This is a genomic window from Peribacillus sp. FW305-BF15 (assembly GCF_058783805.1).
In genome coordinates this window covers 1-12,472 of sequence record NZ_JBYSYV010000009.1, presented here as the reverse complement: position 1 = coordinate 12,472, position 12,472 = coordinate 1, and the positions used below count along the sequence as shown (strand labels likewise).

Annotated in this window: 14 protein-coding genes; 5 read left to right on the top strand and 9 right to left on the bottom strand. The window is 42.4% G+C overall.

Going from position 1 to position 12,472, the window contains the following annotated elements; translation table 11 throughout:
- Positions 1 to 137: 137 nt before the first annotated feature.
- Positions 138 to 929, bottom strand: coding sequence for an SDR family NAD(P)-dependent oxidoreductase (locus AC3WLU_RS11090; RefSeq protein ID WP_098186601.1), 792 nt, complete (start codon positions 927 to 929; stop codon positions 138 to 140).
- Positions 930 to 951: 22 nt separating this feature from the next.
- Positions 952 to 1,920, bottom strand: a complete 969-nt coding sequence (locus tag AC3WLU_RS11085; protein ID WP_096337659.1) for an MBL fold metallo-hydrolase — start codon at positions 1,918 to 1,920, stop codon at positions 952 to 954.
- A gap of 652 nt (positions 1,921 to 2,572) precedes the next feature.
- Here AC3WLU_RS11085 and proC point away from each other — a divergent pair.
- Positions 2,573 to 3,418, top strand: a complete 846-nt coding sequence (gene proC, locus AC3WLU_RS11080) for a pyrroline-5-carboxylate reductase (protein WP_095678598.1) — start codon at positions 2,573 to 2,575, stop codon at positions 3,416 to 3,418.
- Positions 3,419 to 3,528: 110 nt separating this feature from the next.
- Here the strand turns inward: proC and AC3WLU_RS11075 are convergent, their stop codons facing one another.
- Positions 3,529 to 3,960 (bottom strand): VOC family protein, encoded by a 432-nt coding sequence (locus AC3WLU_RS11075; RefSeq protein ID WP_096337660.1) that lies wholly within the window; start codon positions 3,958 to 3,960, stop codon positions 3,529 to 3,531.
- 271 nt (positions 3,961 to 4,231) lie between these two features.
- On the opposite strand from AC3WLU_RS11075, the gene AC3WLU_RS11070 reads away from it, so the two are divergent.
- On the top strand, positions 4,232 to 4,783 hold the full coding sequence (locus AC3WLU_RS11070) for a MerR family transcriptional regulator (protein WP_413004193.1): 552 nt from the start codon (positions 4,232 to 4,234) through the stop codon (positions 4,781 to 4,783).
- 157 nt (positions 4,784 to 4,940) lie between these two features.
- On the opposite strand, the gene AC3WLU_RS11065 is transcribed toward AC3WLU_RS11070, so the two are convergent.
- The 5 genes from AC3WLU_RS11065 to rnz form a co-directional block, all read right to left on the bottom strand.
- Positions 4,941 to 5,735, bottom strand: a complete 795-nt coding sequence (locus tag AC3WLU_RS11065; RefSeq protein ID WP_048678506.1) for an ABC transporter ATP-binding protein — start codon at positions 5,733 to 5,735, stop codon at positions 4,941 to 4,943.
- Positions 5,710 to 6,741, bottom strand: coding sequence for an ABC transporter permease (locus tag AC3WLU_RS11060; protein WP_413004195.1), 1,032 nt, complete (start codon positions 6,739 to 6,741; stop codon positions 5,710 to 5,712). The genes AC3WLU_RS11065 and AC3WLU_RS11060 overlap by 26 nt, the downstream gene beginning before the upstream one ends.
- 32 nt (positions 6,742 to 6,773) lie before the next feature.
- Positions 6,774 to 7,769, bottom strand: a complete 996-nt coding sequence (locus AC3WLU_RS11055; protein WP_053535655.1) for an ABC transporter substrate-binding protein — start codon at positions 7,767 to 7,769, stop codon at positions 6,774 to 6,776.
- 207 nt (positions 7,770 to 7,976) lie between these two features.
- Positions 7,977 to 8,795 carry a squalene/phytoene synthase family protein gene (locus tag AC3WLU_RS11050; RefSeq protein ID WP_057278773.1) on the bottom strand — a complete coding sequence of 273 codons (819 nt, stop codon included), beginning with the start codon at positions 8,793 to 8,795 and terminating at the stop codon, positions 7,977 to 7,979.
- A 63-nt stretch (positions 8,796 to 8,858) separates the two neighbouring features.
- Entirely contained in the window at positions 8,859 to 9,800 is a 942-nt protein-coding gene (gene rnz, locus AC3WLU_RS11045; RefSeq protein WP_063575707.1) for a ribonuclease Z, read from the bottom strand.
- A 229-nt stretch (positions 9,801 to 10,029) separates the two neighbouring features.
- On the opposite strand from rnz, the gene zwf reads away from it, so the two are divergent.
- The gene (zwf, locus tag AC3WLU_RS11040; protein ID WP_063575706.1) at positions 10,030 to 11,526 is read left to right on the top strand and encodes a glucose-6-phosphate dehydrogenase; all 1,497 of its coding nucleotides are present in this window, start codon (positions 10,030 to 10,032) and stop codon (positions 11,524 to 11,526) included.
- A gap of 41 nt (positions 11,527 to 11,567) precedes the next feature.
- On the opposite strand, the gene AC3WLU_RS11035 is transcribed toward zwf, so the two are convergent.
- Positions 11,568 to 11,729 (bottom strand): hypothetical protein, encoded by a 162-nt coding sequence (locus tag AC3WLU_RS11035; protein ID WP_413004198.1) that lies wholly within the window; start codon positions 11,727 to 11,729, stop codon positions 11,568 to 11,570.
- A gap of 292 nt (positions 11,730 to 12,021) precedes the next feature.
- Here AC3WLU_RS11035 and AC3WLU_RS11030 point away from each other — a divergent pair, with 292 nt between their 5' ends.
- Positions 12,022 to 12,195, top strand: coding sequence for a hypothetical protein (locus tag AC3WLU_RS11030; RefSeq protein ID WP_034308217.1), 174 nt, complete (start codon positions 12,022 to 12,024; stop codon positions 12,193 to 12,195).
- A gap of 102 nt (positions 12,196 to 12,297) precedes the next feature.
- Positions 12,298 to 12,472: transposase (locus AC3WLU_RS11025; RefSeq protein ID WP_492597306.1), on the top strand; the 175-nt coding region annotated here is incomplete at its 3' end.

Below are 12,472 nucleotides of genomic sequence, written 5' to 3'. Positions count from 1 at the left end.
TAATAGAAATAGACGGATTCCCCATGAAATAGTTACCCATTCATATGATAACTTCGCTTAATTCAAAAGGGGAATGTCATCGACATTCCCCTTTACCTATTATTGGACCAATTTTCATCTGGAATCGAAAGACTAGCCTACTTTTTAAAAAATGCTTTTTTTCCTAAAGTTTCGGTGATCTTCGGAAACATGTTATACCATTTCCCAGCTAAATTCATCCAGCCAGGGAGATTGATTTCCCTCTTGTTGGTCAGCATCGCCGCTACGATTTTAGCAGCGACATCTCCAGGCTTAAGCATGAATTTTTCAACGTTCTTTAAGTATGTACCTGATTCATCCGCAATGTTAAAGAAATTCGTTTCTATAGGGCCAGGATTGACTGTGGTCACAAAAACATGATCTTCCATCACTTCGAGCCGAAGTGCGTTTGAATAGCCAAGAACTGCGAACTTGGTAGAAGAGTACAATGTTGATTTAGGAGTGGCTATTTTACCGGCCTGTGAAGCGATATTGATGATATGCCCCGATTTTCTCTGCTTCATATACGGCAGAACCAGCTTTGTGCAGGCCATTAAGCCAATGACGTTGACAGCAAACATTGCTTTCGTTTCATTTAATTCCGTATCCTGCGCTTCTTTAAACGTGCCGAAACCAGCATTGTTGACCAACACATCCACTTCACCTATTTGCTCATGGATATCATTAAAAACATTTGTCACCTGATCAGTGTCTGCAACATCAAGCTTATAGGCATATGCATCAATCCCATATTGGGTGATCAGTTCATTCTTTAGCAGCAGTAATTTATCCATGCTTCTGGCCAAGAGGACGAGACGGCCTCCCTGTTTTGCACTTTGAATGGCAACTTCCTTGCCAATCCCTCCGGAAGCACCGGTAATAACAATAACTTTACCTTGTAACTTATTCAAAAAAAGCGGCCTCCTTCGAACATTAAGCGATTGAATACAGAATGACCCCTGATTGGATTTCTGTTTGGACTTCACCCAAGTCTTCTAAATAGTCCAGCTGACCGACCGTTTCCGAAAGTGTGAGGCCCACTTCCTGAAGGTATACTTTCGGAAACAACTGCTGACACACTTCAAAGACAGATAAAGGCTTATCTTGAAGCATGCTTTTCACCTGCATGGCACGGTTATGCTGCCGATCGAATCTATATTGAATCAAGTCTGCAACTGCATCTCCTGCCACTTCAGATCCATGTCCTGAGTAAACAGTGGATATGGGGAAATCCAATAATTTTTGAAGTGATGCATTATATTGCAGTAACGGACGAGGCCTCATGCCTCCAGGGAGTAAAGGTGGTTCCATTAATGGGTTAGGTGAAATCTTGGCAAGCAAGTGATCGCCAGCGATCATGACCCCGTCACTTTCCCGGTAAAAAGATAAATGGCTTTGCGCATGCCCTGGAGTCTCGATCACTTTCCAGCCTGGAAGACCAGGAAGCTCATCCCCCTCAGCTAAATATCCATGCAGCTTCCGTTCACTAAGGAAACGGATTTCGTCGCGGTTATGGGTCAGTTTATTTTTCAGCTCTTCTGCCACTCCGAACTTTTTGGCATAATCAAGGAAAAAACGATTATGGGTTTCAAGGAATTCATCACTGATAGTCAGCCAGCGCTGATTATTTTTGTGTCCATAAACCGGGATATCCTTTTCAAAGAAATCGAGTGCACCAGCATGATCGGGATGATGATGGGTTAAAATGATTTGTTCGATATCAGTCAGTTTCAGACCTAAATCCCCAAGACCGTTAGTCAAGGCTTCCTTTGAACGTTTGGTTTTCACACCAGTATCGATTAATGTTAAAGCATCCCCTTTAACGACATAAACATTCACATCACCCACTGCAAACGGCGTGGGCAAAGCAATTTTCGCAATATCTCCATTCCAATTCGCCATAATCTTTTCCACCTTAGAAAATTATATTTATATAAATCTTTCTATACGCTAACCAGGATTCTAAGTATAGCTATCATGTATAATTAACATTTTACATGTATTTTAAATCACTGTCATTATTTTCACATAATTCATGTCTACTTTTTATCGTCCATGCATATATTATCATTGACAGAGTACTGATATATCCTTCATAATCACAAGTAATTAAAGACGGCGTGGCATTGATTAAGGCCAAGTAAATTTATGATGGCGTAAAGAGAGTGAAGCTCGGAATGTGCTGAAAGGCTTCATCGCCCCCTCATTATTGAACCTACCTTATGAGCCTTCAGGAAAACCTGACGTAATTCCCGCGTTAGAGGAATCAAGTGCAGCTTTTCTGTATTTATTATGGAAAAGTTGAACAAAGGTGGTACCACGGAAGCTAGACCTTTCGTCCTTTATTGGATGAGGGGTCTTTTTGTTTTTCATAAAGGCTCTTTTCGTAAAGATTGTTATTTTTAAACGAAACTATTTAAGGTTGATTGGAGCGGAAAGCGAGCATCTTGAAGGGAAATCAACCACAACTCACTACCTGGTAAATAGCAACAAAGTATGTGAAAACAGCCTTCATAAAATGGCCGAAAATTCAAAAGAAAAAGGAGCGGGAAATATGAAAAAAATCGCGTTTATCGGAGCTGGATCGATGGCAGAAGCAATCATTTCGGGGCTGGTGACCCAACAGGTAATTGAACCAGAAAATATTTTTGTAACAAATAAATCAAATGATGATCGGTTCGTTTATTTAAAGGACCAATATGGTGTAACTGCAACACGATCACTGCAGTTATTAGTACAGGATGCGGACCTTGTCGTACTGGCGGTGAAACCGAAAGATATTTTAGAAACGATGCAATCAATAAAAGAATACATTCGTGAAGAAATGCTGTTCATTTCCGTTGTTGCCGGGGTTCATACAACAAGCTTGGAAGGAATCGCCAACAAGCGGTTTTCGATCGTCCGTGCCATGCCTAATACATCGGCAGCTGTAGGAAAATCAGCAACGGCCCTTGCGGCTAACTGTCATACGGAAGACTCGCAATTACAAACGGCGATTACCCTTTTTGAAACGGTGGGTACGGTAGCAGTGGTCGAAGAATCCCAGCTAGATGCGGTAACAGGCTTATCAGGCAGCGGTCCTGCTTATATTTATTACTTGGTCGAGGCATTGGAAAAATCAGCGGAAAAAATAGGGCTCGATTCCGAAACAGCCAAGCAATTGATTCTCCAGACATTGATGGGCGCAGCCGACATGTTACAGAAATCACCTAAAACGCCTGCCGTACTAAGAAAGGAAGTAACTTCACCAGGCGGAACGACTGAAGCAGGTCTGAAAGCACTACAAGCACACCAAGTGGAAGATGCATTCATTGCCTGTGTACAAGAAGCGACAGAGCAATCGAAGCGAATGGGCAATCAAATAAGTAAAGAACTGGCCAAATATGTAGTTTCGCAGTAAGCCTCATGATGATGATCGGCTGTTGCCTGCCACTCCTGCAGCAGTGGCAGGCAACAGCCCTTTTTATGATCCATACGCCTTATAAAGGGGTAAATCTTCTGAAGTGAGCGTTACTTTATAATCAGCATATCATTTTCATCGAAACTCCAGTCCTTCGAATACGCAACCTCCCAATAGTAACCATCGGGATCTGAAAAATATCCGCTGTATCCTCCCCAAAAAACATGCTGAGGTGATTTCTCGATTGTTCCCCCAGCATTTTCAGCCCTGTTGATCATTTCATCCACTTCTTCAATTGATTTAGCATTATAAGCGAGTGTAAGACCCGGGAAACCATTTTTCTTAGGCGGTTCCATCTCATTAATGTCTTTTGCTAGCTCCTCTAAAGGATACAAAGCAAGTTTCGTACCGGCATTATTAAAAAAAACGATTGCGGGATCGTCCTCTTTAATCAATGTACGGAATCCCAACCCGTCCCGGTAAAACCTTAATGATTGAGTAATATCCCTGACACCTAAAGTTATAATGTTGATCCTGTTCATGTTAGTCCTCCTTTTCCATGTTTTAAGGGTAAATTCGACATCTGGATCACTTTTCCCTTTTTAGCTTGATTGACCAGCACCCACACCATAGAAAATGCTTCTTAAAGACCACTTTGCAAAAAGCAGCTCAACGGGGAATTCCACCTTGGATTGCCCCTCATGCAAATTACGTAGGAATTCCACTTTCTTTGCCGAATGAATACATGTTTTGTCATCTGTAAAGGAATTCCCCCATACTTATCGAATTCAACAAGCAAAAGGGGGAATCTCGATGAATACAAGTGCAGTTGCCCGGTTACTGAATGTTTCCCATAGTACGATTCAACGCTGGGTCACCCAATTGAACATGGAAGTAGAACGGAATCAGCTTGGCCACTACCAGTTTTCGGATGAAGACATTGCATTATTGAGAAAAATCCAAGATCAGCTGAACGAGGGCATCATTCTCCAAAAGGTCAGCATCTCAGAGAAAAAGATTAGAAAAGCAACCCTCCAAAAACACTCCGAACCGAATAAAGAAAATGATCAACTGCTTGAACGGGTCATCAGGCTGGAAAATGGCCTGAAAACAAAAGCGGACGATGTTGTATCCTATCAGCTTTTACAGCACAGAAGTGAAATGGAAGAAATGCACAAACTCGTTAAAAAGCTTGAAGCCCGTATCGAAGCGTTAGAAACACCAACGGGCCAGCACTTTGATTATTTCCTCGCGGCTGAAGAGGCTGCTGCCACTAAAAAGACGAAGAAAAGGCCATTCATAAAAATGATTTTCGGAAACAGAAAGAACGATAGTTCATCATGGAGCACAGCCGACAGCGATTGACATCTATTATCAAGATCTTTCATGAGCACCCCACGAATAACCATTTTTGTTAGGCAAAGCATCTCTTCAAAAATAGGACCTGATCTTATTAATTACCCCAAAATAAAAAGGCCCTGACCCAAGATTAAACTCACCTGGGTCGGGCCTTTTCATCATTTTAAATCAACACTGCACGGTCATTGATCATTTTTTCGCCTTTGATGCGTTGGAATTCGTTAAGCAGTTTTTCGACGGTTAACTTCTGCTTTGCAGCGCCTCTGGCTTCAAAAATGATCTGTCCCTTATCCATCATGATCAGGGAATTTCCAAGATCGATTGCCTGCTGCATATTATGAGTCACCATCAACGTCGTTAATTGGTTCTTTTCGACGATTTCCTTTGTCAGGTTTGTAACAAGTTCTGCCCGCGAAGGATCAAGCGCTGCAGTATGTTCATCAAGAAGCAGGATTTTAGGATCGGTGAAGGTCGCCATCAGCAATGATAGTGCCTGACGCTCCCCTCCTGACAATAATCCCACTTTTGCAGTCATCCGGTTTTCCAAGCCTAAATGAAGGGTGCCCAAACATTCTTTAAAAAGTTCTTTCCGTTTTTTTGTCACCCCAAAGCCTAAACCTCTTCTATTGGTTCTGCCATAAGCAATTGCCATATTTTCTTCAATCGTCATATGCGGTGCCGTACCCAGCATGGGATCCTGAAAAACGCGTCCAATCATTTTTGCACGGGCATGTTCTTCAATGGCCGATACGTTTTCACCATCGATGATGACTTCACCGGCATCAGGGAGAATCTTACCGGAAATCATATTCATCAAAGTCGATTTACCTGCTCCATTACTACCGATGACTGTTACAAATTCACCTTTTGTCATCTGCAGTTCCAGATTTCCAAGGGCTAGCTTTTCATCTGGTGTTCCCTCATTGAACACTTTATAAATCTGATTTAACCGAAGCATATTCTTCCCTCCCTTTCGGTAAAGTGCCATCATGACGTATCTGTATTTCTTTAAGCCGCCTTTTCTTCCGGGTTTTTTCCTTTTGTTTATCGGAAATTTTTGGAATGACAAGTGCCCCGACCACAATAAGTGCCGTAATTAATTTAACATCTCCCGTTTCAAGGAATTCAACGCGAAGTGCCAAGGTTACGACGATCCGGTAAATGATCGCCCCTCCAATGACAGCCAGCGTAGCACGTGCAATCGTTTTTGCCCCGAATAGAGCTTCACCGATTATGACGGATGCCAATCCGATGACAATGATTCCAATCCCCATGCCTATATCGCTAAAACCGTTATATTGGGCAACCAGGGATCCCGAAAAAGCCACAAGTGCATTTCCGATTGCAAGTCCTAAGATCTTCATGTTGCCGGTATGGGCGGAAAAACTCTTGACCATTGCTTCATTATCACCAGTCGCCCGTAAGGCAAGACCAATTTCCGTTTTTAAAAACGCTGACATTCCCGCTTGGATGACTACAGCCACAACCAGCATAACGATTAATATGGCCCACGTTTTTGGCAGGCTGTCACCGAGACCCACGAATGATAAAAGACCATTCAACAAATTGTCCAGCCCAGTGCCAGCCCAGGCATCCTGGATATTCGTGATAATGGTTGTTTGGGAAAGCAACGGAATGTTGGATGCACCCATGATTCGCAAATTGATCGAATAGAGCGCAATCATCATTAAGATACCTGCCAAGAGAGGATTGATTTTCCCTTTTGTATGAAGGAACCCCGTTATCGTCCCAGCGATGAACCCTGCCACCATGGCACACAACGTGGCTACGATCGGCGAGTAACCGTTAACGATCATAATCGCGGCAACAGAGGCCCCTGTCACAAAACTGCCTTCCACAGTCATATCCGGGAAATCGAGAATCCTGAATGTTAAATAGACACCAAGTGCCATGATTGCATAAATCATTCCCGACTCAAAAGAGTTGAATAAGGCTGAGAACATTTTTTTCTTCCTTCCCCGAACAAAAGCAGAGTTTATTTTACAAACTCAGCATCTGCTTTCCATTCTTCTTTTATTTCAACACCCATATCTTTTGCTGCTTTTTCATTGATGACCAATTTCAGTTTTTGTGGATATTGAACCGGGATATCTCCAGGTTTTTTACCATCCTTCAGGATTTCAACCGCTTTTTGCCCCGCTTCATAACCAATATCATAGTAGCTGAAGCCATATGCTGCAAAACCGCCAGCATTCACGGAATCAAGCTCGCCGACAAATAAGGGGATATCTTGATCATTTGCCACGGAAATGACCGATTCCAGTGCAGAGACAACTGTATTATCAGTAATGATATAGAAAGCATCCGCTTTTCCGATTAATGATTCCGTTGCCTGTTTAACATCCGCTGAAGTCGAGACGGACGCTTCCACGACTTTCAATCCAGCTTTTTTCGCTTCCGCCTTCACATTTTTTATTTGGACGACTGAATTTTGCTCTCCTGTGTTATAAACCGTTCCAATCGTTTTGGCGCCAAGCTCTTCCGCTAGAAATTTCATTGACTTGGCAATGGCTTCAGGATGGGAATCCGTCGTACCCGTCACATTTCCGCCTGGTTTTTCCAAAGAAGTGACAAGCTCCCCCGCTACAGGATCTGTAACCGATGTAAAGACAATCGGAATATCCTTGGTCGCATTTAAAGCACTTAGAGCACTAGGAGTCGAATTCGCAAATATCAGATCCACTTTATCCCCAACGAAGTTATTGGCAATCGTTTGGCTGTTGTTTTGGTCACCCTGAGCAATTTGAAGATCATATTTAGCATTGATGTCACTATCCTTCAATGCCGCCTGGAAGCCTTCATATGCTTGATCCAAGGAATCATGCTGAACGATTTGTGTTACCCCAATGTTAAAGGTATCCTTTCCGCTTTCATCCTTTGCCGCATCTTTTTCCTTTTCATTTCCACACCCAGCCAATAATAAACCTGCGACCAATGTCATGGCTGCAGTTGAATATAATTTCTTTTTCATATTTTCCCCCCGCTTTTTCCTTATTTAAAATAATGTTTTTCTAACGACGCCAGCTTTTTTCGCTTTTATTTCCTAAATTATAATCGTTTAGTCCCAATTATTCCAATATATTTTTTAACTTTTTAGAATTTTTTGAGTTCTGTATGTAAAACATGAAAAAAGCTGCTGTGAAAGGTATGGTAACTTTCACAGCAGCTTTTTGAAAAATCAATGTTCGACAACCTGGCTGACAATTTCGGTAACGGTAGCCCGATCAATTTTTTCTTTACCTTCTTTTAGGGCTTTCAATGTAGCTTTTGCCAATTCCAAAGGTATTTTACAGAATTGGATGATGTCCTTCGTTTCAATCTCTTCAATGTACGCATCGGCTAATGCAAGATTACGCTCCGTATGGGCAAGCATCTCGTCGAAACCCCAGCCATCCGGATAAAAGTTCACACCACGTTCTGCATCTTCCTCGCGGTTACGCAGGATATTGACCGTTTGGAGTCCACGGCCAAATGCGATGGCAAGTTCACGGTCCGTTTCGGTTCCATCGTACCAGTTCCACATATCAGACAGCATGACCCCGACTAAACCTGCAACATAATAAGTGTAATCATCGAGTTCCTCTTCATTATGGATTTGCCAGTCCTTAATAACCCATTTTGCCATGCCTTCGGCCATTTCCTTTGTTGACTCCAAGACTTTATCTTTTGCACCGGGTGGACAAAATTCAACCCAGTCCGAAAGAAACAGGGTCACCTCGGGCAGTTCATCCTTATATGGTTCAAATAACTTTTGAAGATTCTCTTCCTTGAAATCCGCATCCGGCAGCTCACTAAGGGCCTGTAACAAAGAAACCTTACTATCTGCAGGAAGACTTGGGTGGTCCTCGATCTCATCGATGGCGCGCATGCAAAGGTATGCAGCTCCAATACCCTCTTGCAATCCCTTTGGGAGATAACTGATTGGAATGAAAAAAGTCCGGCTTGTTTTTAGGAGAAAATCCATTGCTTTAGTATGTAGGTCACTTTTGTCAGTCATATTTACACTCCTTTAAATATCCAATGAACAATTGATTAATTATATCAAACATTGGCTTTGATTTCAGCTGTCCGATTCCTCTGAATACAAAGGAACTTTAATCGCCATCAGATCTTCACCCATGATCGTATTTGCAAAGATTGCTTTGCTTTCCTCTTTTAGCCTCTCAGCATCCTCTGGAGTATACCGTGAGCTGATATGCGTAAGGATTAGATGCTTAGCTCCCGCTTTCAAGGCCGTTTCTGCAGCCTGAACGGTGGTCGAATGATAATAGGCTGATGCCATTTCAGCTTCTTCCGCTGAAAATGTAGCTTCATGAACAAGGTAATCCGCCGATTCAGCAAGAATGAGCGCATTGCTGCACATTCTTGTATCACCAAGAATCGTGATGATCCGGCCTTTTTTCGGAGTACTGATATAGTCCTTCCCATTTATGACACGGCCATCATCGAGACAGACCGTTTGTCCATTTTTCAATGCTTTAAAAAGAGGCCCCGGCTTCACACCTTCGGAACGCAGCCGGTCGACCAGCAGGCTACCCGGACGATCTTTTTCCACAATCCGATAACCGATGCTGTAAATGCCATGATCAAGCGACTTGGCCGTCACTGTGAATTGTTCGTCCTCAAACACTGTGCCTTCTTCTATTTCGATGATTTCCAAGGGATATTTTAAATGAGTCCCACTCACCTGTAAGCTCGTCTTAATGAATGAATCTATGCCTTGTGGACCATATACGGTCAATTTATCCACTCCGCCCTGAAAAGATCTGCTGCTTAAAAAACCAGGGAGTCCGAAGATGTGGTCACCATGTAAATGGGTGATGAAGATCTTTTCAACCTTTCGCGGTTTGACCGCCGTTTTTAATATTTGATGCTGTGTTGCTTCCCCACAATCGAATAACCAAATAGTCCCTCGTTCTTCCAATAATTGAAGGGCGATTGATGTCACATTCCGCGCTTTGGCCGGAACGCCAGCGCCTGTACCCAATAAAACGAAATCCACTCATACTACCTCCGTTGCAAATACTTTATGCCTTAACTATAGCATAACCAAGGTGCTCTTTCATTTATGACCCATTAAAACCGAAACCAAATTAAACTTTTAATGAAATCTGAGAAAAAATGCGCAAATTGATTGCTTTGAGGGAAAGCTAAACGTAAAATTAGAAATTGGTACACATACGGGAATTCCAACTTTATAGACAGATTTAACGGAAAGTTGAGGTTTTAACATGACAGAAAACAATAAACCCACAGCATTGATCATGATTTTTGGTGCTACCGGAGATTTAGCGAAAAGGAAATTATTTCCTTCCATATATCGACTATTTCAAAAAGAAAAAATCAATAAGTTCGCGGTCGTCGGTGTGGCAAGGAGGCCATTGACGAACGAGGAGTTCCAAACAAGTGTCAAGGACTCGATTCTTACGTTCGGACATGCGGAAGAAAAGGTCGATGAATTCATTTCCCATTTCCATTATCACTCCCATGACGTCTCAAGTTCGGAATCATACTTGCAATTAAAAGACATTGCCGAACAATTAGACGGACAATATCAATTAGAAGGAAACAGGATCTTCTATTTGGCGATGGCACCTGAGTTTTTCGGAACGATTGCCGAACAGATTAAAGCTCAAGGCCTGAGTGACACGGATGGATATAAACGCCTGGTCATCGAGAAGCCATTTGGACACAGTTTTGAAACAGCACAACAATTGAATGAGCAGATTCGGACTGCATTCGCTGAAGATGAAATTTACCGCATCGATCATTATTTAGGTAAAGAAATGGTACAAAATATCGAGGTCATCCGTTTTTCCAATGCCCTTTTCGAGCCGCTATGGAATAACAGATATATATCCAATATCCAGGTTACTTCAAGCGAAACACTCGGCGTTGAAGAACGCGGGCGTTATTATGAAACCAGCGGTGCCCTAAGGGATATGGTCCAAAACCACCTGCTGCAAATGGTGGCCTTGCTTGCAATGGAACCCCCGATCGCTTTGACGACTGAAGAGATTCGAAGCGAAAAAGTACGGGCATTGCGTTCACTTCGACCAATGAAGGTCGACGAAGTCAACCAATACTTCGTTCGTGGCCAGTATGGTGAAGGAACGATAGACGGTCAAATGCTTCCGGCCTACCGAAATGAACATAATGTAAATCCCGAATCCAACACAGAGACCTATGTTGCGGGTAAATTGATGATTGATAACTTCCGTTGGGCCGGTGTTCCTTTTTATATCCGTACCGGTAAGAGAATGGATGTCAAATCAACGAATATCGTTGTTCAATTCAAAGATATTCCAATGAATCTGTATTATAAAACGGAAGAAACGCTGAACCCGAATCTTCTCGTCATCAATATCCAGCCTGACGAGGGTATCACATTGTACTTAAATGTCAAAAAATCCGGGACGACATCCAATACAAAGCCAATGAAGCTGACCGTCTCGAACAAAGGGATCGAACACATCAATTCTCCCGAGGCATATGAAAAGCTATTGTTTGACAGCATGCGCGGGGATGCTACAAACTTTACGCACTGGGACGAGGTTGCCCTCTCATGGAAGTTCGTCGATACCATTTCCAATGCATGGGAAAATACTAAAGACGAGTCTTTCCCTAACTATGAAGCGGGATCAACAGGTCCACTTGCATCCGATGAACTCCTGGCGGAAGATGGACATATTTGGTGGCAAGTCAAGAAAAACGAAAATAATAATTGAAATGAAAAAGGGATGCAGATTTGAATCTGCATCCCTTTTTTTCATGAAACACTCTTCCTCAGCAATTTATTCCGGATAATATGAACCAATTCCTTGGACTTGGACATTTCTTCCTCTTTTTCTGAATTAAGCCAAAATGAAACACCGGATTCTAAGGCAATGAAAAATAAAAAAATGGCTACAGCCCACCAGATGATGAACATAAAGTCCTCCGCTCCTTCTCTCTTCCTACCTACTGTATCCTACGGTCCGCCCATCTCTTTCAATGTTTATATTCCTTTTTCCACAGGTGTTTAAACCTAAAAAGCAGGAATGAATGTCATACATCATACTACGATTTCCCTAAAAAAGGTAAATTAATTGGAACTATTTACAACTAGTTCGTTTTTACCATTTTTACCCTTATCTATAAAGAATGGTAAGCCTTTGCTGAGGATACACTAAAAAAGGTGCTTAGTGACAGTACCGCTAACTTCGATGTGGAGGGATTAAACGATGGACATTCGTGAAGGATTAATTCCAACAGCCTTGGGCACAGCCGTGACAGCTGCGGGTTATGCAATGAAGCAGACCCGGGGTTCAAACAAAATGGTAGCTAATACGGTTTTTGGTTTCGGTTTGGCACATGTTGTATTAGGGGTCATTGATCTTGTAGAGCATCGGAGATAGTAATAAAAGGGGGCGCCCTGGTATTATCCCCTTCAGGTAGACAGAGAAAAAAGAGAACATGATAAAATGTTCTTAACTGTCAATCTGGAGGGGATTTTTTGTATGGCAAAGAAGGGGCAAACATTTCAAGCGTATACAGAAGAATTAAAGAGAGAAGTGGTTCGTCTGAAAGTGGAGGAAGGTTGGTCATATCGCCAGATTTTTGGTATTAAAAGTGATGCACAGATAGCCAGTTGGGTGAAGAAAGTGCAGAATAACGAGTCTTTTGAAGATCAAC